The 20,361-nt window shown below is 72.4% G+C and carries 14 protein-coding genes; 4 read left to right on the top strand and 10 right to left on the bottom strand.

Annotated elements, in window-relative coordinates:
* From ABZ463_RS00730 to ftsH, 4 genes are all read left to right on the top strand, one after another.
* Positions 1-1,059: a tellurite resistance/C4-dicarboxylate transporter family protein gene (locus tag ABZ463_RS00730; RefSeq protein ID WP_362771715.1), complete on the top strand. Its 1,059-nt coding sequence runs from the start codon at positions 1-3 to the stop codon at positions 1,057-1,059.
* 261 nt (positions 1,060-1,320) lie between these two features.
* Positions 1,321-2,811 carry an alpha/beta fold hydrolase gene (locus ABZ463_RS00725; protein WP_362771713.1) on the top strand — a complete coding sequence of 497 codons (1,491 nt, stop codon included), beginning with the start codon at positions 1,321-1,323 and terminating at the stop codon, positions 2,809-2,811.
* Positions 2,812-3,042: 231 nt separating this feature from the next.
* Complete coding sequence (locus ABZ463_RS00720) at positions 3,043-3,639, top strand: CBS domain-containing protein (RefSeq protein ID WP_352009467.1); 597 nt, start codon at positions 3,043-3,045, stop codon at positions 3,637-3,639.
* A gap of 82 nt (positions 3,640-3,721) precedes the next feature.
* Positions 3,722-5,653 (top strand): ATP-dependent zinc metalloprotease FtsH, encoded by a 1,932-nt coding sequence (gene ftsH / locus ABZ463_RS00715; RefSeq protein ID WP_352009189.1) that lies wholly within the window; start codon positions 3,722-3,724, stop codon positions 5,651-5,653.
* Positions 5,654-5,722: 69 nt separating this feature from the next.
* On the opposite strand, the gene ABZ463_RS00710 is transcribed toward ftsH, so the two are convergent.
* From ABZ463_RS00710 to aroA, 10 genes are all read right to left on the bottom strand, one after another.
* Complete coding sequence (locus ABZ463_RS00710) at positions 5,723-6,163, bottom strand: Hsp20/alpha crystallin family protein (protein ID WP_352009188.1); 441 nt, start codon at positions 6,161-6,163, stop codon at positions 5,723-5,725.
* A gap of 105 nt (positions 6,164-6,268) precedes the next feature.
* Positions 6,269-8,608, bottom strand: coding sequence for a phosphoketolase family protein (locus tag ABZ463_RS00705; protein WP_352009187.1), 2,340 nt, complete (start codon positions 8,606-8,608; stop codon positions 6,269-6,271).
* Positions 8,609-8,834: 226 nt separating this feature from the next.
* Positions 8,835-9,302, bottom strand: coding sequence for a PaaI family thioesterase (locus ABZ463_RS00700; RefSeq protein WP_352009186.1), 468 nt, complete (start codon positions 9,300-9,302; stop codon positions 8,835-8,837).
* Complete coding sequence (locus tag ABZ463_RS00695) at positions 9,299-10,975, bottom strand: beta-ketoacyl synthase N-terminal-like domain-containing protein (protein WP_362771710.1); 1,677 nt, start codon at positions 10,973-10,975, stop codon at positions 9,299-9,301. Before ABZ463_RS00695 ends, ABZ463_RS00700 begins: the two co-directional genes overlap by 4 nt.
* 2 nt (positions 10,976-10,977) lie before the next feature.
* Positions 10,978-12,063 (bottom strand): branched-chain amino acid aminotransferase, encoded by a 1,086-nt coding sequence (locus tag ABZ463_RS00690; RefSeq protein ID WP_352009184.1) that lies wholly within the window; start codon positions 12,061-12,063, stop codon positions 10,978-10,980.
* A gap of 24 nt (positions 12,064-12,087) precedes the next feature.
* Positions 12,088-13,332, bottom strand: a complete 1,245-nt coding sequence (locus ABZ463_RS00685) for a beta-ketoacyl-ACP synthase II (protein ID WP_362771707.1) — start codon at positions 13,330-13,332, stop codon at positions 12,088-12,090.
* Positions 13,325-15,403, bottom strand: coding sequence for an FAD-dependent oxidoreductase (locus tag ABZ463_RS00680; protein WP_362771705.1), 2,079 nt, complete (start codon positions 15,401-15,403; stop codon positions 13,325-13,327). Before ABZ463_RS00680 ends, ABZ463_RS00685 begins: the two co-directional genes overlap by 8 nt.
* A complete protein-coding gene (locus ABZ463_RS00675) occupies positions 15,396-16,199 on the bottom strand; it encodes an SDR family oxidoreductase (RefSeq protein ID WP_362771703.1) in 804 nt (267 codons plus the stop codon). Before ABZ463_RS00675 ends, ABZ463_RS00680 begins: the two co-directional genes overlap by 8 nt.
* Entirely contained in the window at positions 16,196-17,341 is a 1,146-nt protein-coding gene (locus tag ABZ463_RS00670) for an acyl-CoA dehydrogenase family protein (RefSeq protein ID WP_352009180.1), read from the bottom strand. The genes ABZ463_RS00675 and ABZ463_RS00670 overlap by 4 nt, the downstream gene beginning before the upstream one ends.
* A complete protein-coding gene (aroA, locus tag ABZ463_RS00665) occupies positions 17,341-20,322 on the bottom strand; it encodes a 3-phosphoshikimate 1-carboxyvinyltransferase (RefSeq protein WP_362771701.1) in 2,982 nt (993 codons plus the stop codon). The genes ABZ463_RS00670 and aroA overlap by 1 nt, the downstream gene beginning before the upstream one ends.
* Positions 20,323-20,361: the final 39 nt, after the last annotated feature.

Below are 20,361 nucleotides of genomic sequence, written 5' to 3'. Positions count from 1 at the left end.
ATGCGCCTGCCGTCCCCGGGGGACGTACGGCGGGCCGCGGTGCGGAATCTGGAGCCCGCCTACTTCGCCATGGTGATGGCGACGGGCATCATCTCGGTCGACACGCGCGCCATGGGCCTGAAGGTTCCCTCCGCCGTCCTGCTCTTGGTGGGGATCGCGGGCTACGCCGTGCTGCTGGTCCTGTCCGGGTGGCGGCTGCTCGGCTGCCGGGCGGAGGCGGCCCGCGACCTGGGCGACCCGGCGAAGGCCTTCGGTTTCTTCACCTTCGTCGCCGCGACCGACCTGCTCGGCACCCGGATCGCCATGGACGGCCGTCTCGGGGTCGCGACGGTGTTCCTCGTCGTCGGCGCGCTCAGCTGGCTCGTCCTGGCCTACCTCGTTCCCTGGGCGAGCGTGCTGCGGCACGAGAGCGTCAAGGCCCTGGCGCGGGCCAACGGGACCTGGTTCGTCTGGGTCGTCGGCGGGCAGTCCGTCGCGATCCTCGCCGCGACGCTCGAACGCGCCGGGGCCGGTCCCCGCGACGCCCTGGCGCTGTTCGCCGTGGCGGTCTGGTCGATCTCCATGTGGCTCTATCTGCTGGTCGGCGTCGTCGTGTGCTTCCGGCTGATGCTGTTCGAGATGGACGCCGACGAGCTGAACCCGCCCTACTGGGTCGCGATGGGCGCCAACGCGATCAGCGTCGTCGCGGCGGCGAAGATCGCGGGCATGCGGGAGGCGCCCGCCGCCGAGGTGGTCCATGACTTCGCCCTGCACGTGGGCGTGGTCTTCTGGGGGTTCGCGACCTGGGTCTTCTTCGCCCTGCTCCTGGCGGGCTGGTGGCGGCACGTACGGCGCGGCGTCCCGTTGCGCTACGGGCCCGGGATGTGGAGCCTGGTCTTCCCCCTGGGCACCTACGCCGCCGCCTCCCACGGTCTGGGCGAGGCGACCGGTCTCGGCCTGGTGACGGCCTTCGGCGACGTCGAGGTGTGGTTCGGGCTGGCGGCCTGGGTTCTCACGTTCTGCGCGATGGCGGTCCACCTGGCCCGCGCCACCCGCTCGCTCACCCGTTCCCCCGGTTGACCTGAGCGCCACCCGACGACCACCCATTGTGGCGATATATCAGCTTCAAATGCGATTTATCGCACATGGCGGTAATGGTCGGTAGCATGCCAGAAGATCAACACGAGACAGATGTCAACGGCCCCGTTGCGGCCCGGGATCGCCCCCACGGTCCAGGGGCCGGCATCCGGTGAGCCTCCGATGCGGCCACGCGCGGCACGGCCAGGACCGATCCCCCGCCGCACGAACGGCTTGATCTGCCAATCGACGATTGGAGCAACGTTGCGGAGAGGACTCTCCAAACTCGCCGTCGTCCTCGTGGCGGTGGCGGCCCTGTGCCCCGCCATGACGGCCCTGTGCCCCCTCACGACGGCCGAGGCGGCCGACACCACCGGAGGGAACGGCATCACCTGGGGTCCGTGCGAGGAGGACCCGGCCATCGAGTGCGGCACGCTGACCGTCCCGGTCGACTGGTCGAAACCGTACGGGGACACACTCGACCTGGCCCTCGCCCGGCGCAGGGCCACCGACCCCTCGGCCAGGATCGGCTCCCTCCTGACCAACCCCGGCGGGCCCGGCGGATCGGGCGTGAACGACGTCCTGCGCGCCCCCGGCTTCAGCGAGGAGATCCGGCGGCGCTTCGACGTCGTCGGCTACGACCCCCGGGGCGTCGCCCGCAGCAACGCGGTGGTCTGCTCGGCGTCGGTGTACAACCGGATGCCGGACCCGATCATGAAGAGCCAGGCCGACTACGACAGGTGGATCGCCTACAACAGGACGCTGCGCGCGGACTGCAGGCAACGCACCGGCCCCGTGTACGACCACGTCGACTCGGTCAACGTGGCGCGCGACATGGACGCCATCCGCGCCGCCCTCGGGGAGAGCAGGCTCACCTCCTACGGGGTCTCCTACGGCACGCTCGCCCAGCAGATGTACGCCGAACTCTTCCCGCGGCGGGTCCGGGCCATGGTGCTGGACAGCAACATGGACCACAGTCTCGGCGTCAGGGCGTTCCAGGAGACCGAGGCGGCCGGCGTCGAGGACGCCTTCGACGAGTTCGTCGCCTGGTGCGACCGGGACGCCTCCTGCGCGCTGAACGGACGCGACGTCCGGCAGGTGTGGCAGGGGCTGATCGCCAAGGCCCAGCGCGGGGAGCTCTACTACCCCGGCGTCACCGACCGCCCGCTGAGCGCCCACAACCTCCTCTGGCTCGGTGTGGTGCTCAACGAGGGACCCGCTTGGCAGTCGCTGGCCCAGGTGATCCTCGCCCTGGACGGCGGCCCCGTGCCGTCCGACCTGCCGCCCCCGCCCGGCAACGGGCCCGTGGGCGGGGAACTCGCCGAACTGCCGACCGCGATCCTCTGTGAGGACCACGACCTGTCGGTGCGGAGCTACGCCGAGTACGAGCGGCTGCTGCGCGGCGCCAACCGCCTGGCCCCCGACATGCGCTACAACCCGATGCCGATGGGGGACATGCCCATCTGCCAGGGCCATCCCGTCAACAACCCGCAGCACCGGCTCCGGTACACGGGCACCGCGCCGCTGCTGCTCGCCAACTCCCTGCACGACCCCGACACGCCGTACACGTGGTCGGCCAACGCGGCCCGCCAGCTCGGCCCCAGGGCCGTGCTGCTCACCTACGAGGGCTGGGGACACGGCGTCTACGGCATGACCGAGTGCACCACGAAGGCGATGGACGACTACCTGATCTCACTGACCGTGCCGTCGCGGGGCCTGCGCTGCCCGGCGACGGACGACGGCGGACGACGGTAGGAGCGGGCCGCGGGAGGAGGGCCCGGCCCTCGGGCTCCGTGGTTCCTCCTCCCGCGGCCGGGCCGGGTGCCCGCCCCCGGTGGGCGGGTTCGCTCCGGCAGGGCTTCCCTCCCGGCGCCCCTGGCGGAAGCCCAGGTGAGGACCTCCGCCTCTACCGTCCCACCGGCGTTCCGGGCTGGGATGGCGGTGAGGACACATGACCGCGGGAGTGACGAGAGGCGGGTGACGACCATGCTGGTCCGGGAGGTGATGACCACGGACGTGGTCACGGTCGGCCCCTCCGATCCGGTACGGCGGGCGGTGCGCGTCCTGTACGGGCACGACGTCACCGCGGCGCCCGTGCTGGACGGCGACGGCCGCCTGGCGGGGGTCGTCAGCGAGATGGACCTGCTGCGCGGTGAGTTCGAGCGCGACCCCCGCTCCAGCGCCAGGATCGTGCTCGGGCACTCGGCGCCCGCGCCGTACACGGTCGCCGACGTCATGACCTCCGAGGTCACGACCGTGACGGAGACGACCGACGTCACCGCGGCGATCGACCTGATGATCTGCAGGCGGGTCAAGAGCCTGCCGGTGACCAGGGGGGATCGGGTGGTCGGCATGCTCAGCCGCCGTGACCTGCTCGCCCTGCTGGCCCGTCCCGACGAGGACATCCGCGCCGACGTGCTGGCCGCGCTGCGTGAGCGCTACCCCGCGGGACCGTCCTGGGAGGTCGTGGTGCGTGACGGGATGGTCGAGCTGCGCGGCCGTCACGCCGCGAGCGTGGACGACATCGCCGACCTGCTCGCCCGTACGGTCCCCGGGGTGGTCAGGGTCAGGCACCTGGGCTGATTCGGGTCTTTCGGCCCTGCCGGAACCCGTCTCCCGGCCGGAGACTGGCCCTAAGGGGGGGAGCCGACATGGAGGCCTGCGGATGATCACCCCGATGCGGCTGTTCGGCCGGCACCTGACGGGCAAGGCGAACCCGGGTCCCTCGAAGGACCCGCCGCCTCCCGCGACGCCGCCCTCCGGTGGCTGGCGGAGCTGGCTGCTGCCGATCGGCACGCTGATCGTCCTGGTCTGGCTGCTGGTCCCGCTGTTGCTCGGGGGGAACCCGCCCGCGCCGTACTCCTACAGCGACCTGCTGACCAGGGTGGACGCCGGGCAGGTCAAGACCGTCTCCATCGACGACCAGGGCGCGGTCACCGGCACCCTGAAGGACGGCACGAGGTTCACCAGCCAGATCCCCACCGCGCCCAACTCCGCCCAGCTGGAGAACCGGCTGCGTGCCAAGGACGTCCAGACCACGGCGACCCAGTCGGGAGGCTCCCTCTGGTCGGCCCTGATCGGATTCCTGCCGCTGCTGCTGCTCATCGGCCTGTTCGCCTGGACGGGACGGCAGGCGCAGCAGTCCCTCTCCGGAGGCATCGGCGGCATCGGCGGCTTCGGCCGCTCCAAGGCGAAGATCATCGAGGCGGAGCGCCCGACCACCAGGTTCTCCGACGTCGCCGGGTACGACGGCGTCAAGCAGGAGATCAGCGAGATGATCGACTTCCTGCGGGCGCCCGAGCGGTACGCCGCCGCGGGCGCCAAGCCACCCCGGGGCGTGATCATGGTCGGCCCGCCGGGAACCGGCAAGACGCTCATCGCCAGGGCCGTCGCCGGTGAGGCGGAGGTGCCGTTCCTGTCGGTCACCGGCTCGGGGTTCGTGGAGATGTTCGTCGGCGTCGGCGCCTCCCGGGTGCGCGACCTGTTCGACGAGGCGCGCAAGCGCGCTCCCTCGATCGTGTTCATCGACGAGATCGACGCGATCGGGGGCCGCCGGGGCTCGGGGACGGTGACCGGGGGCAACGACGAGCGTGAGCAGACCCTCAACCAGCTGCTCGCGGAGATGGACGGCTTCGACCAGGGCAGCGGGATCGTCGTCCTGGCCGCGACCAACCGGCCGGAGACCCTCGACCCGGCCCTGCTGCGGCCGGGGCGCTTCGACCGTCAGGTGACCGTGCCGTTGCCCAACCAGGCCGAGCGGGCGGCGATCCTGACCGTCCACTCGACGGGCAAACACCTCGCCCCGGACGCCGACCTCGGGGTCGTCGCCCGCGCCACCCCCGGCTTCTCCGGCGCCGACCTGGCCAACCTCGTCAACGAGGCCGCGATCAACGCGGTCAGGGCGGGCCGTACCACCATCACCCCCGGCGACCTCGGCGCGGCGCGTGACCGCGTGCTGCTCGGCCGCAGGGACACCTCCAACGCCCTGCTGCCCCAGGAGCGGCACGCGGTCGCCGTCCACGAGTCGGGGCACGCCCTGCTCGCGGCGCTGTGCGAGCACGCCGACCCGGTCGCCAAGGTGACGATCCTGCCCGCGGGCATGACCCTCGGTGTCACCGAGCAGCTTCCCGAGGCCGAACGGCACCTCTACGGCGAGAGCTACCTGGCCGACCTGCTGGCCGTACGGCTCGGTGGCCGGGCGGCCGAGCTGGTCGTCTTCGGTGAGGGTTCGACCGGCGCGGCCAACGACCTGGCGGGCGCGACCCAGATCGCCACCCGCATGGTGCGCGACTTCGGCCTCTCCCCGGCCCTCGGCCCCGTCGGCTACTCCTCGTCGAGCCCCCAGTATCTGGGTGAGGAGGCCGAGACCCTGGCGCGCAGGCCGTACTCGGAGCGGACCCAGCAGGTCATCGACGAGGAGGTGGCCCGCCTGCTCGCCGAGGCGGAGCGGCGCGCGGTCGGCCTGCTGCGCACCCACCGCGGCGCCCTCGACCGGCTGGCGGCGATCCTGCTCGAACAGGAGACCGTCGACGGCGAGGTCGTCGGAGGCGTGCTGCGCGCGGAGCGCGCGGCGGGCCCGCACGCCCGGGCCTCGTGAACCCCGTCCGGATCCCGCCGCGCCCGGCGGAGGCGAGGCGTCCGGTGCCCTCCCCCGCCTCTCGCCCGGTCAGCTCTTCTTCTGCTGCTGCCGTGTCTGGGACTCGACGGGGATGCGCTTGCCCTCCCGCTCGCGCCCGGCGCGTCTGACGCTGACCTCCAGGATCCCCTTGTCGTAGGTGGCCTTGATGTCGTTCTCGTCGGCTCCCGGCGGCAGGCTGACCGAACGGGTGAAGGAGCCGTAGCTGAACTCCGTCCTGTGCTGGTCACGGTGCTCGTCGCGCCGTTCCGCGTGTACGGTCAGGACCCCGTTCGACACCGTGATCTCCACGTCCTTGCCCGGGTCGATCCCCGGCAGCTCGGCCCGCAGGACGTAGCGGTCGTCCTTGACGTAGTCCTCGAACTTGATGGGCTGTGCCGCGGGCGGCCGCAGCGCCGCGAAGGGAAGCTCAAGCCAGTCGAACAGCTCCGGAACGAGGCCTCTCTGCTCACGGCGCATCGGTGTGCTCATGGGTTCCTCCCTGTTGTGGGTTCCATCCCCCTCTCTCATTTCCCGACATAGGTGGACACAACGGCAAAAATCCCTAAAGCAAGGGTCTTTCCGGATATTTACGGTTCAGTACGGCCAGGCCCAGTCACGCACCTCCGGCAGGTCCTCCCCGTACTCCCGCGTGTGGGCCCGCGCCCGCAGCCGGGTGTCGGCCATCCGCTGGCGCAGCCACGCGGCCCTGACCGCCAGCCCGGGAACCCGGTCGATCACGTCCATCACCAGGTGGTAGCGGTCGATGTCGTTGAGCATCGCCATGTCGAACGGGGTGGTCGTCGTGCCCTCCTCCTTGTAGCCCCGCACGTGCAGCCCGGCGTGGTTGGTACGCCGGTAGGTGAGCCGGTGGATCAGCCAGGGGTAACCGTGGAAGTTGAAGATCACCGGTTTGTCCGGGGTGAACAGCGCGTCGAACTCCGCGTCCGGCATCCCGTGCGGGTGCTCCGACGGCTGCTGCAGGCGCATCAGGTCGACCACGTTGACCACCCGGACCCTCAGCTCGGGCAGGTGCTCGCGCAGCAGCGCCGCCGCGGCCAGCGTCTCCAGGGTCGGCACGTCCCCGGCGCAGGCCAGCACCACGTCCGGCCCGGCCTCGGCGGCCGTGTCCTGCTGGGGCCGGTGCTCGGTGCCCGCCCACTCCAGGATGCCCAGCCCCCTGGTGCAGTGCGCGATCGCCTCGTCCATGGGGAACAGGTCGAGTACCGGCTGTTTGCCCGCCACGACCACGTTCACGTAGTCCCGCGAGCGCAGGCAGTGGTCGGCGACCGACAGCAGCGTGTTGGCGTCCGGCGGCAGGTAGACCCGCACCACCTCGGCCTTCTTGTTCACCACCACGTCGAGGAAGCCCGGGTCCTGGTGGCTGAACCCGTTGTGGTCCTGACGCCACACGTGCGAGGACAGCAGGTAGTTCAGCGACGCGACCGGCGCCCGCCAGCCGATCTTCCTGGACGACTCAAGCCACTTGGCGTGCTGGTTGAACATGGCGTCCACGATGTGGATGAACGCCTCGTAGCAGTTGAAGAGGCCGTGCCTGCCGGTCAGCAGATACCCTTCGAGCCAGCCCTGGCACAGGTGCTCGCTGAGCACCTCCATCACGCGTCCGCCGGGGGCCAGGTGCTCGTCCGTCGGCAGGATCTCGGCCTCCCAGACCTTGGCCGTGGTCTCGAACACCGCCGACAGCCGGTTGGAGGCCGTCTCGTCCGGCCCGAGCAGCCGGAAGGTCTCCGGGTTGGCGGCGATCACGTCGCGCAGCCACCCGCCGAGCACCCGGGTCGGCTCGGACGACTCGACGGCCGGGGACTTGACCTGCACCGCGTGGTCACGGAAGTCGGGCAGCGTCAGCGGGCGCAGCAGCACACCGCCGTTGGCGTGCGGGCTGGCGCTCATCCGCCGCTCGCCCTCCGGCACGGTGACGGTGATCTCGGCCACCGGACGGCCCAGCTCGTCGAACAGCTCCTCCGGCCGGTAGGAGCGCATCCACTCCTCAAGCATCGCCCGGTGCCCGGCGTCGTCGCGGACCGCGGCCAGCGGCACCTGGTGCGCCCGCCAGGTGCCCTCGACCGGCAGCCCGTCCACGACCGCGGGTCCGGTCCATCCCTTCGGGGAGCGCAGCACGATCATCGGCAGCCTGCCGCCCCGGTCCTCCTTGTAGGCGGCGATCTCGTCGAACACCGTCTCCATGGTCGCGGCCATCAGCTCGTGCATGGCGGCCGGGTCGTCCCCGGAGACCAGGTGCGGGCGGTAGCCGTACCCTTCGAGCAGCTTGACCAGGTCACTCTCGGGAATCCTGGCCAGGACCGTGGGGTTGGCGATCTTGTAGCCGTTCAGGTGCAGGATCGGCAGCACCACCCCGTCGCGGACGGGGTCGGTGAACTTGTTGGAGTGCCAGCTCGCGGCGAGCGGGCCGGTCTCGGCCTCGCCGTCCCCGATCACACAGGCCACCACCAGGTCCGGGTTGTCGAAGGCCGCGCCGTGGGCGTGGGCCAGGCTGTAGCCGAGTTCGCCACCCTCGTGGATCGAGCCGGGGGTCTCCGGGGCGACGTGGCTGGGGATGCCGCCGGGGAAGGAGAACTGGCGGAACAGCCGCCGCATCCCGGCCTCGTCACGGGTGACGGCCGGGTAGCGCTCGGTGTAGGTGCCTTCAAGCCAGGCGTGCGCCACCGCCGCAGGCCCCCCGTGCCCGGGTCCGGCGATGTAGATCATGTCCTGGTCCCTGCCGGTGATGATCCGGTTGAGGTGGGCGAAGCAGAAGTTCAGGCCGGGGGTCGTGCCCCAGTGCCCGAGCAGCCGGGGTTTGATGTGCTCCGGAGCCAGGGGCTCGGTCAGTAGGGGGTTGTCCAGCAGGTAGATCTGCCCGACCGACAGATAGTTCGCCGCCCGCCAGTACATGTCGACTTCCCGCAGCGTGTCCATGTCCATGAGCATTTCCGTCCTTCACGTGGTCGGCCAGGGACCTTGGTCCCCTCTTGCGCCCTCTTCCGTACCGCGCCCCTACCCCGTCATCCGGGTCGTACGGCCCTCGCGGGGAGATCCCCGTGGCCGGACGCACGACGACACCGGGCGGCCTGGGCCGCACACCGGTCGGGAAGGGCTGGAGCGGCTCGTCCGGAGCTCCGCCACCACGTCGGTCCGCGCCTCCTCAGGGACCGGGGCTGAGCACCTGCCGGGAGGGCAGCGCGAACTGCATGGTCGTCACGGCGATCAGCCCGCCCTCGGCGTCGCTGATCCGCCCGTTCGCCACCGCCGTCCGGCGGCCCAGCCTGACCACCTCGACGACGACCGTGAGCGGGCCGGGTTCCGCCGCTTCGAGCAGGCTGACGCTGCCGTGCGTCAGCACCCCGGTCAGTACCCTGCCCGCGTAGGCGTTTATCGCCAGGAAGGACGACAGGTCGGCCGCCTTGAAGATCGCCGGGCCGGACAGGGTGCCGCCCGGCCTGCACTCCAGCCCCTCCGGTCCCGCCGTGACGACCACCCGGTACGGCGAGACCTCGCTCACCCACAGCCCGGAGTCCGGCCAGAACTCCGTGACCAGCCCGCGCACCTCGTCGAGGGAGAGGCGCGGGCTCAGGGGCGCGTGCTCCCCCACCCGTTCCTGTGGCCGTGTCATGCCTGTCCCCCGTCCCTCTCGACGACGTGCCGGACGTGCTGCCAGGGATAGGACGGCAGCGACGCGACGACGCGCGCGCCGGCCGGGGCGGGCCACGGTGCCGGCTCGTCCTCGGCGAGCGGGCGCACGGCCGGATGGTCGAGGCCGTGCGCGAACGCCTCGGCGGCCTCGCACGCCGCCGCCGCCGAGTCCGCGCCGACCCACACCGTGCGGGCGTGGCGTGTCCTGCCGTGGGTCGCGGTGTGGGCGAAGGCCGGGTAGCCGTCCTCAGCGAGCCCCGCCAGGTGCTCGCCGTACCGGCCGGCGAGTTCCCCGAGCGCGGCCGGGGTGCGGGCGGAGATCGTGAACCCGGGCACGGGACCGGTGTCCCGGGCGGGGACCGGGCCGGGGGCGGGCGCCGCGGAGAGCACCGCGTAGGCGTTGGTTCCGCTCATGCCGTACGAGCAGACCGAGGCCCGCGCGCCCGCCTCCGGGCCCCAGGGCAGGGCCCGTCCCGGGACGACCACGCCTGTCCCCGTCAGGTCGATGCGCGGGTTGAGCGTCTCGAAGCCCGCCTGCGGGGGGATCAACCGGTTCTCCAGGCACAGGACGGCCTTGACCAGCCCCATCACCCCGGCTGCGGACTCGGTGTGGCCGAGGTTGGCCTTGACCGAGCCGACGTGGAGAACACCTCCGCCGGTGCGCAGCGCGGTGGTCACGGCCCGCATCTCGACCGGGTCGCCGAGCTGGGTCCCGGTGCCGTGCGCCTCGTGGTAGCCGATGTCCGCGCCGGTCAGGCCGATCCTGGCCAGCAGCGACCCGATGAGCCTGGCCTGGGAGTCGCCGTTGGGGGCGGTGAAGGTGGCCGAGCGGCCGTCCTGGTTGATCGCGCTGCCGTCGATCACCGCGTGGACGCGGTCACGGTCGCGGAGCGCGTCGTCCAGCCGTTTGAGGACGACCGCCCCGCACGCCTCACCGCGCACGAACCCGTTCGCGGCGGCGTCGAACGGCCGGGAGACACCGTCCGGGGACAGCGCCCCGGTCCTGCCGACCTCCCTGGTCGTGCGGGGGGACAGGACCAGGTTGACCCCGGCGGCGACGGCCAGGTCGCAGTCGCCCGCGGTGAGGGCCCGGCAGGCGGTGTGGATCGCGACGAGGGAGGAGGAGCAGGCGGTGTCCATGGCGACGGCGGGGCCGCCCAGGCCCAGCGTGTGCGCGATCCGCCCGGCGGAGAAGCTGTGGCCGTTGCCGACCGTCCAGTACGAGTTGGGCTCCCCGGACAGCCAGTGCCGGTAGTCCTGGCCGGTTATGCCCACGAACACACCGGTCTCCTCCGCCCCTGCGCCCGGCGGTGTGCCCGCGTCCTCGAACGCCTCCCAGACGACTTCGAGCAGCAGCCTGTGCTGGGGGTCCACCGTGCGGGCCTCACGCGGCGACATGCCGAAGAACCGTGCGTCGAAATCGAAGGGATTGTCCAGGTAACCACCTCGGGTCACCACGTCATCCCATTCGGCGCCGAAGGCCTCGCGACGGTCGGCCGGTAAGTCACCGGTCAGGTCGCGGGCCCGGACAATGGCGTCCCAATATGACGCGGTGTCCGTCACGCCACCCGGCGCGCGTATTCCGATCCCGATGACGGCGACACGTCCCGAGGGCGCATTCTCCGTTTCCCGGCCCGATAAGGCGGACGCCACCTTTAAATCACCCGGCGAAGCCAGTTGCGGGTGTCGGGGGCCAGGCCGTACTGAATGTTCAGAATGTGATTCCTCATACTTGTCGTCACTTCCCCGGGAACGCCGCCGCCGACGGTCTGCTCGTATTCTCTTCCCTTGAATCCGAGAATCGGGTTGATGACCGCGGCGGTTCCCGAGGCGAACATCTCGGTGATCGCCCCGCTCGCGCAGCCCTCACGCAGCTCGGCCAGGCCGACCTGCCGCTGCGCCGGCTTCAGGCCGTGCTCGTCGGCCAGTTCGAGCACGCTGTCCCTGGTGACGCCGTCGAGGATCGTGCCCAGGCCCGGCGTGACCAGCTCGCCGTCGGCGGTGACCAGGAAGAGGTTCATCGTGCCCGACTCCTCCAGGTAGCGCTCCTCGTCGTCACTGAGGTAGAGCACCTGGTCGCAGCCCTGCTCCTGGGCCTCGACCTGGGCGGCGAGGCTGGAGGCGTAGTTGCCGCCGCACTTGGCGGCGCCGGTGCCGCCCTTGCCCGCCCGCGCGTAGTTCTCGCTGACCCACAGCTTGACGCCGCTGAGACCGGAGGAGAAGTAGGAGGCCGCGGGGCAGGCGATGACGCCGTAGGTGACGTGCGCGGCCGGGCGCACCCCGAGGAAGGCCTCGGAGCCGAACATGAACGGCCGGAGGTACAGGCTCCGCCCGCCCTCGTACGGCGGCACCCACGCCTCGTCCGCGCGCACCAGCGCCTCGACGCTGGCGACGAAGAGCTCCTCGGACAGCACGGGCAGGGCCAGCCTCCTGGCCGAGTTCACGAAACGGCGCGCGTTCAGGTCGGGCCGGAAGAGCCAGATGCTCCCGTCGTCGTGCCTGAATGCCTTGAGGCCCTCGAAAATCTCCTGGGCGTAATGCAGGACGGCCGCGCCGGGGTGCATTGGAATTGGTTCGAGAGCGGTTACCCGAAAGTCATGCCAGCCGGTCTCCGGCGTCCACGTAGCGGAGGCCATGTGGTCGGTGAAGAAACGACCGAAACCCGGAGCAGCGAGGATTTCCTCCCGTTCGGCCGCGGGAAGGGGATGTGTTGTGCGAAGGAGCTGGAAACCATCGTTCATGAATGCCTCCTGTCGGGTGTCGACTTATTCTAGGCCGCTGAACACGGCCACGCAGTTCTGCCCCCCGAACCCGAAGGCGTTGGTGGCCGCGACGCGGACCGGTGTCCGCCGCGCGGCGCCTGGCACGTAGTCGAGGTCACAGGCGGGGTCGGGCACCTCCAGGTTGATGGTCGGCGGCACGACCCCGTCGCGGATCGCCATCGCGCACACCATCGCCCCCAGGGAGCCCGCCGCCCCGATGAGGTGGCCGACCATCGACTTGGGGGCGCTGACGGCGACCCGGTCCGCGGCCGAGCCGAGCGCCGTGCGGATGGCCCTGGTCTCGGTCGCGTCGTTGGCTGCGGTCGAGGTGCCGTGCGCGCAGACGTAGTCGAGGTCCCCCGGCTGGACCCCCGCGCGCCGCAGCGCCTGGCCGATCGCCTCCGCCGCGTGCCCGCCGTACGGGTCGGGCGCGCTGATGTGGAAGGCGTCGCAGGTCAGCGCCCCGCCCGCGACGGCGGCGTACGGTGTGACCCCACGTCCTGCGGCGTGCTCGGCCGACTCGACGACCATGATCACCGCCCCCTCCCCGAACACGAACCCGTCCCGGTCCGCGGAGAAGGGCCTGCTGGCGCCCCGGGGGTCGTCGTTGCGCTCCGACATCGCGCCCATGCCGACCAGGCCCGCGAACATCACCGGGGTGATCGCGGCGTCCGTCCCCCCGCAGACGACCGCGTCCGCCTCACCGGAGAGGATGAGCCGCCGCGCGTCGAGCAGGGCGTACAGGCCGCTGGCGCAGGCCAGCGCGCTGGCGTTGACCGGGCCGTGCGCGCCGAGGTCGATGGCCGTCTCGCAGGCGGGCATGTTCGTCAGCGAGGACGGGACGAAGTAGCTGTTGGGCGTGACCGGCGAGGGGGACAGCAACCCCCTGGTCGCCGTCTCGACCGTGTCGAACCCGGCGACGGCGGCGTTGACCACCACCCCGACCCTGGCGGCGTTGTCCCGGCCGATCTCCAGTTTCGCGTCGGCGACGGCCTCGCGCGCCGCGGCGACCGCGAACTGGGAGAAGCGGGCCGAGCGGCGGACCCGTTTGGCGTCGAGGTAGGCGGCCGGGTCGAAGCCCTTGACCTCCGCCGCGATCCTGGTCGGCAGCCCGCTCGCGTCGAACGCGGTGACGGGGCCGACGCCGGAACGCCCGGCCAGCAGGTTGCGCCAGGTCTCCTCCCTGCCGATCCCCACCGGGGTGACCGCGCCGATCCCGGTTATCACCACCTCGTGCCCGTTACCCATTGACAGTCCCTCCACGGTTTCCCGGACCGGCGGGCTCAAGCGCGCCCGGTCCCCGCTCGTCGAACTCGGCCGCGGCGGCGAACCCCTCGGCGAAGGCCCGCACCGCGTCGAGCCCTTCGGCGTCCCTCGCCCCGCCGGCGAGGCGGTGCCACACCCCGGCGTCCCCGGCGAGCGCGGGGACCGCCCGGTCGGTGACCTGGCCTGCGGCGACGACGACCGTCTCGGCCTCGACGAGCCGTTCGGCGCCGTCCGGCCCGGCGATCCACACCCCGGCCGGGGTGATCCGCAGGCAGGCCGTCTCACGCAGGACGCGCACGCCCTGTTCGCGCAGCTCCGCCAGCACCGCCCACCGGGTCGACCTGCCGGTGCGCCCGGCGGTGCGGGCGCCGCGCTGCACGAGGGTGACCTCGGCCCGCGCGGTGACCGGCACGGGACCGGCGGCCAGGCCGTGGCGGCGCAGGAAGCGCTCGTCCTCCCCCAGCGGGCCGTGGCCTCTGCTGAGGAGGTGGGCCAGGTCGGCGGCGACGCCGCCACCGCCGACGATCGCCACCCGCCCCTCCAGGCCCTCCCGGGCATGGCGGGCGAACGCCTCGGGGTAGGTGAGCACGTTCGGCAGGTCGGCGCCGGGGACGTCCACCCGGCGGGGGCGGGTGCCGCTGGCGACGATCACGCCGTCGTGGGAGCGCAGCAGGCCGAGGTCGGCGGCCCCGATCGCGCGGCCGAGGTGGACGCGGACGCCGAGCCGGGCCAGTTCCGCGGCGAAGTAGGCGATCGTCCCGCCGTAGTCGGCCTTGCCCGGCACCTGGCGCGCCATGCGGAACTGGCCGCCGAGGGCCTCGGCCGCCTCGTAGAGCTCGACCCGGTGCCCGGCCAGCGCCGCCCTCCTGGCGGCCTGCAGCCCGGCGGGCCCGCCGCCGACGACCGCGACGGTGCGAGGCCGTACCGGGCGGACGGACCACCGGGGGACGGACTCCCGGCCCGCCCTGGGGTTGACCATGCACGACACCTCGCGCTCGGTCAGCGAGTGGTCGACGCACGCCTGGTTGCAGGCCAGGCAGACGTTCACCGGCCGGCCCCGCCGCGCGGCGGAGACCAGGCCGGCGTCGGCGAGGAAGGGGCGGGCCATGGAGACCAGATCGATCGGGGTCCCCGCGAGGATCGCCTCGGCGGTCTCCAGGCGGTTCACCCGGTTGCCCGCGATGACCGGAAGGTCGCCGACGACCTCCTTCACCTGGACGGCGAACGGTGTCCACACCCCGGGCGGCACGACGGCCTGCACGCTGGGCACCGGGGACTCGTGCCAGCCGACGCCGACGTTGAGCGCGTCCGCCCCGGCCGCGGCGAGCGCCCTGGCGAAGGCCAGGACGTCCTCCTGCGGGGTGCCGCCGTCCATCAGGTCGATCCCGGTGAAACGGACGACGACCGGGAAGTCCTCCCCCACGGCCGTGCGGACCGCCCGGGTGACCTCGGCGCCGAAACGCCCGCGCCGTACGGCGTCGCCGCCCCACTCGTCGTCGCGGAGGTTGGTCAGCGGCGAGAGGAACTGGTCGACCAGGTATCCCTCGGACCCCATCACCTCGACGGCGTCGAACCCGAGGTCACGCGCGAGGGCGGCGCCGCGTGCGAAGTCCTCGACGGTCCCGCGGACCCGCTGCGGGGTCATGGCGTACGGCTCGCGCCCCGAGAAGCGGCTGTGCACGGCGGACGGCGCGACCGGCGGCGGCCCGGAGGGCGCGGGCCGCGCGTAACGGCCCGCGTGGAACAGCTGCAGCGCGATCAGCCCGCCCTCCCGGTGCACCCGCCGGGTGACCCGCCGCAGCCGGGCGTGGAAGGCGGCGTCGCCGAGCACGCCGTACCCGGGGCCTCCCGCGCCCTCGGCGCTCACCGCCGCGCCGCCGGTGACCATCAGCCCGGCGCCGCCCCTGGCCCGTTCGGCGTAGAACGCGGCCAGCGCGGCGCCGCCGTCGTCGCGCGCCTCGAAGCCGAGGTGCATCGCGCCCATGACGACGCGGTGCGGGAGTTCGAGCCGCCCGATCCGCCCCGGGGACAGGACGTGCCGCAGGTCAGTCATCCCAGGCCAGCGGGGGTGTCAGGTCCTCGTGGAAGGGCGGCGCGATCACCGAAAGGCCGCCGTCGACCACGAGGGTCTGCCCGGTGACGTACTCGGAGGCGGGCGAGAGCAGGAACGCGACGCAGTCGGCGACCTCCCGCGCGGTTCCCATCCGCGCCTTGGGGATCTTGGACAGCACTCCGGGCAGCGGCGCCATGCCGGGGATGTTGTAGAAGTACTCCGAGGAGTCGGACTCGATGATGCCGCCGTTGACCGCGTTGACGTTGACGCCCTTCGGCGCGAACTCCACCGCCATGTAGCGCACCCACGCCTCGATCGCCGCCTTGGCCGCGCCGAGGTTGGCGTAGGTCGGGTAGGCGCGGATGCTGCCGTAGCTGGACAGCGCGACGATCCGCCCGCCGCCGGTCATCAGCCGTACGGCGTGCTGCGCGCCGAGCACGAAGGAGCGCACGTTCATCGCGTAGGAGCGGTCGAGGTGGTGCTGCCTGAGGTCGGCGATGTTCTTGAACGCGCTGGCCGCCGCGTTGCACACGAAGTGGTCCAGCCTGCCGAAGGTCTCGCCGACCGTGCCGAAGAGCCTGTCGATCTCCTCCGGCTGCTCGACGTCGGCCCGCACGGCCAGCGCCCTGCCGCCCGCCTGCTCGATCTCCTTGCAGGTCTGCTCGGCCAGGGCGGTGTTCTTCTTGTAGTTGACCACGACGGTCGCGCCGCCCGCGGCGAGCGTGAGCGCCAGGGCCCGCCCGATGCCGCGCGAGCTTCCCGTGATCACGACGATCTTGTCCTGATAGATGCTCAATTTCCCGCCCTCAGTACGTCCCTGGCGATCACGGTCTTCTGGATCTCGTTGGTGCCCTCCTCGAACCGCTGGGCCCGGGCGTCCCGGTAGACCCGTTCGATGGGGCTCGACTCCCAGTACCCGATGCCGCCGTGCACCTGCAGCGCCTTGTCGGTGACCCTGGTCAGCATGTCGACCGCGGTGAGCTTGGCCATCGACGACAGCGTGCCCGCCCGTTCGTCGCCGTCCTCCCACCGGCGGGCCGCGTACAGGGTGAGCTGGCGGGCCGCCTCGATGTCGGCGGCGTTCTCGGCGAGGGCGAACGCGATCGCCTGCCGGGCGGCGAGGGGCTTGCCGAAGGTGTGGCGTTCCCGCGCGTGCTCGGCCGCCAGTTCCTGCGCCCTCCTCGCCAGCCCGACGCAGGTCGTCGCGACCGCGATCCTGCTGGGGGTGAGGAATCCGCCGAGCGCGACCTCCAGCCCCTGGCCCTCCTCGCCGAGCCGGTTGGCGACCGGGACCGGCGTGCGGTCGAAGGTCAGCCTGGCGTGGTCGGTGCCGCGCACGCCCATGGTGTCCGGCATGGCCTCGACCGTCACGCCCGGCGCCCCGCGCTCGACCAGCAGCGCGACCGTGCCCTCCTTGCCCGCGGTGCCCTCAAGGCGCGCGAACAGCAGCCAGTAGTCGCAGCTCACCCCGAAGGTGATCAGGTGCTTCCTGCCGGACAGGAAGTAGGTGTCCCCCTGCCTGGTCACACTGGCGCGCAGGTCCGCGCCGGTTCCCGCGTCCGGTTCGGTCAGCGTGAAGGCGACCCTGATGTCCCCGGCGATCTGCGGCAGCACGAACTCCTTGCGCTGCTCGTCGGTGGCGAAACGGTCCATGGACCGCCACACCCCGTTGCACACGTGCACGATCATCCGCACCGAGGCGTGCGACATGGAGATCAGTTCGAGGACCTCCAGGTAGCGGGAGAAGGGGACGCCGCGCCCGCCGTACTCCACCGGCGCGGCCAGGCGCAGGAAGCCGCGTTCGCGCAGGTCCTCCCAGAGCCGCGCGGGGACGGCGCGGGTCCGTTCGATCTCGGCCGCGTACTCCTCGCCCGGGCCGCGGACGAACGCCTCGGCCTCCCTGAGCAACGCCGGGAAGGCGCTCTCACCGCTCCACATCACCCATGCACCTCACTGTCGACACCGTCAAGCTGTCTCGCCCGTTCGCGCAGCAGGAACTTCTGCACCTTGCCCGCGGGGTTGCGGGGCAGTTCCCCGACGAGCTCAAGGCGTTCCGGCCAGTACTGCTTGGCCACCCGGCGTTCGTCGAGGAAGCGCCGCATCTCGCCGAGGTCCACCTCGCCGGTCGCCACGACGTAGGCGCAGGCCCGTTCGCCGAGCCGTTCGTCGGGCATCGCGACGATCGCCACGTCGCCGATCGCCGGGTGGGTGTGCAGCAGCTGCTCGATCTCGGCGACGGGCACCTTCTCCCCGCCCCGGTTGATCACGTCCTTGACCCGCCCGGTGATCCGGACGAACCCGGCCTCGTCGATCACGGCGAGGTCGCCGCTGCGGTACCACCCGTCGGGGGTCATGGCCTGCGCGGTCTGCTCCGGCTGGTCGAGGTAGCCCTCGAACAGGCATTTGCCGGTGACCTCGAAGTTGCCCTCCTGGCCGGGGCCGAGGACCCGGCCAGCGTCGTCGGTGACCCGGACGCGCACCCCGGTCAGGGCCCGTCCGTCGGTCCCCCACACCAGGGCCTCCTCGTCGCCGGGCGCCGACAGGGTGCCCAGGCCGGTCTCGGTCGTGCCCCACGCGCCGCACACCGCGGCGCCCAGCGTCCGGGTGGCCCGTTCCGCCAGCGCGCGCGGGACCGCGGCGCCGGTCGCCACGAAGATCCGCAGCGCCTCCGGGCGTCGTCCGGTCTCCTCGACCGCGCCCAGCAGGTCGCCGAGGAACGGGGTCGCCGCCTGGGTGAAGGTGCACTCCCAGCGGCACAGCGCGTCCAGCGCGGCCCGGCCGTCCCAGACGGGTTGCAGGACCTGCGGGACGCCCAGCGCCATCGCCAGCCACATGCCGTAGAGGAACCCGGTCTGGTGGGCCAGCGGGGAGGGGACGAAGACCCGGTCCCGCCGGGTGAGGCCAAGGTGCCTGACCTCCATCATGGCGGCCCTGGTCAGCGCGTCCATCCGGTGCAGCACCCCCTTGGGCGTGCCGGAGGTGCCCGAGGTGAACAGCAGCTGGGCCAGCGCGGTCGGCGCGGGCCCGCGCGCGTCGATCACGGCGCGGCCGGGGGAACGCCCGGCCGTCGCCTCCTCCCAGCGGTGCCACGCGGTCGTGCCCGTGCCGTACGGCAGGGGCCCCTCGCCACCGGCCACCACGACGTGGTCGAGCCGTGGCGCGCCCGGCAGCGCGAGCAGCCCGGCGATCTCGGCGGCGTGGTCACGCCCCCGGAACCGCTCCGCGACGACGAGGACCCTCGCCCGGGAGGCGCCCAGCATGAAGGACATCTCCCGCTCACGGAAGATCGGCATGAGCGGGCAGCACAGCGCCCCGACGCGGGCCGTCGCCAGGGCCAGGACGGGGAACTCCGCCCAGTTCGGCAGCTGCCAGGCGACCGGCTCGCCCGGTTCGACGCCGAGGTCGAGCAGCAGTGCGGCGGCGGCGTCGGCGCGCTCGTCGAGCTCCCGCCAGGTGAGGACGCGCTCCCCGCGGCCCTCCGAGGCGGTCTCGACCACGGCGACGTCGTCCGGCCGCTCCCCCGCCCTGCGGCGCACGAGCGCGCCGACGGTCGTGGCGGCCATCCTGCCGGGATCGACCCGGGGAGTCCGTGTCTCCTGTGTCCCCTGTGGCCCCCGTTCCGGGGCCTGCACCGTCATGGACATGCCGACCGTGTTCATCTCGTTGAGGAAGCGCGGGTAGGAGATCCGGTAGGCGTTGGGGTAGGTCAGCCTGCTCTCCCCGTCGGCCCTCGACGCGGCCACCGCCAGCGCCATCAGCACCCGGTGGTCGTTGAAGGAGGACAGGTCGGCCGCGGCGAGGCTCTCCACCCCGTGGCAGACCAGCCGTTCGCCGCGCAGCCCGAGCCGTGCCCCCATCCGGTTGAGCTGCAGCATCGCGGTCACCCGGTCGGACTCCTTGAGCCGCACGTGGGCCACGTTCTCCAGCACCGAGGTGCCCTCGGCGTGGCAGGCGAGGGCGCTCAGCACCGGCAGCGCGTCCGGGACCGTACGGCAGTCGACCGTGACGGGGGCAAGGCGCAGCCCGTCGTGACGCACCCGCACGAACCCGCTGTCCGGGTCGCGGAGCAACGGCACCCCCATGCGGGTGAGGATGTCCAGCAGGTCCGCCTCCGGGTGGTCGGTCTCCGCGGCGCTCGTCGTGCGCAGACCGCGCAGCAGCACGTCCGACGGGTGCAGCGCGGTGGCCGCGATCCCGAAGGCGGCCGAGCCGATGTCCGGCGGCAGGGTGACCGTCGCGGGACGCGCCCGCTGGCCCGGTTCGACGGCGAAGGCGCGGCCGTCGTCGCCGACCTCGACGGTCAGGCCGAAGGTCCGCATCATCGACACGGTCAGGTCCACGTAGGAGCGTTCGTTGAACGGCCCGGTGACCTCGATGAGGCTGGGGCCCGTCGCGAAGGGCGCCAGGAGCAGCAGGCCGGAGATCCACTGCGACAGCGTGCCCGGCACGCTCACCCGCCCTCCCGAGGGGCGGTGCGGCAGGACCGAGATGGGCGGGCAGCCCGTCGGCGCCTCGACGGTCACGCCGAGCGCGGCGAGCGCGGCGAGCAGCGGCCTGATCGGCCTGCGCCGGAAGTAGCGCTGCCCGGTGATCGTGACGGGCGCCTCGGCCAGGCAGGCCAGCGGGGTCAGGAAGTACAGGGTGGTGCCCGAGCTGCCGACCGAGACCACGCCGTCCCTCGGCCGGTACGGCCCGCCCTCGACGACGAAGGTGTCCCCCTCCACCCTGATGGACGTGCCGAGACTCCGCAGCGCGGCGACGGTGTGCCGGACGTGCCCCGCGTCGGTCAGGCCGTGGATGCGGCTGGTCCCCGGCGCCAGGGAGGCCAGGATGAGGGCGCGGTGCGCGTGATATTTCGAGACCGGGATGTCCAGCTCCCCGGCGAGCGGTCCGGCCGTTCCCTTGACGAGGAGACGCATGCCGACCTCCTTCAACCAGTCGTGGCGGCCGACGCCCCG

Origin of the sequence: Streptosporangium sp. NPDC020145 (assembly GCF_040631275.1) — a bacterium.
Lineage (GTDB): Bacteria > Actinomycetota > Actinomycetes > Streptosporangiales > Streptosporangiaceae > Streptosporangium.
The sequence above is the reverse complement of the archived record's forward strand: the minus strand, read 5'-3'. Positions and strand labels throughout refer to the sequence as shown.

Coding starts and splice junctions, on each gene's coding strand:
- ABZ463_RS00730 (WP_362771715.1), top strand. CDS start 1: ATGCGCCTGCCGTCCCCGGGGGACGTACGGCGGGCCGCGGTGCGGAAT.
- ABZ463_RS00720 (WP_352009467.1), top strand. CDS start 3,043: ATGCTGGTCCGGGAGGTGATGACCACGGACGTGGTCACGGTCGGCCCC.
- ftsH (WP_352009189.1), top strand. CDS start 3,722: ATGATCACCCCGATGCGGCTGTTCGGCCGGCACCTGACGGGCAAGGCG.
- ABZ463_RS00710 (WP_352009188.1), bottom strand. CDS start 6,163: ATGAGCACACCGATGCGCCGTGAGCAGAGAGGCCTCGTTCCGGAGCTG.
- ABZ463_RS00705 (WP_352009187.1), bottom strand. CDS start 8,608: ATGGACACGCTGCGGGAAGTCGACATGTACTGGCGGGCGGCGAACTAT.
- ABZ463_RS00700 (WP_352009186.1), bottom strand. CDS start 9,302: ATGACACGGCCACAGGAACGGGTGGGGGAGCACGCGCCCCTGAGCCCG.
- ABZ463_RS00690 (WP_352009184.1), bottom strand. CDS start 12,063: ATGAACGATGGTTTCCAGCTCCTTCGCACAACACATCCCCTTCCCGCG.
- ABZ463_RS00685 (WP_362771707.1), bottom strand. CDS start 13,332: ATGGGTAACGGGCACGAGGTGGTGATAACCGGGATCGGCGCGGTCACC.
- ABZ463_RS00680 (WP_362771705.1), bottom strand. CDS start 15,403: ATGACTGACCTGCGGCACGTCCTGTCCCCGGGGCGGATCGGGCGGCTC.
- ABZ463_RS00670 (WP_352009180.1), bottom strand. CDS start 17,341: ATGTGGAGCGGTGAGAGCGCCTTCCCGGCGTTGCTCAGGGAGGCCGAG.
- aroA (WP_362771701.1), bottom strand. CDS start 20,322: ATGCGTCTCCTCGTCAAGGGAACGGCCGGACCGCTCGCCGGGGAGCTG.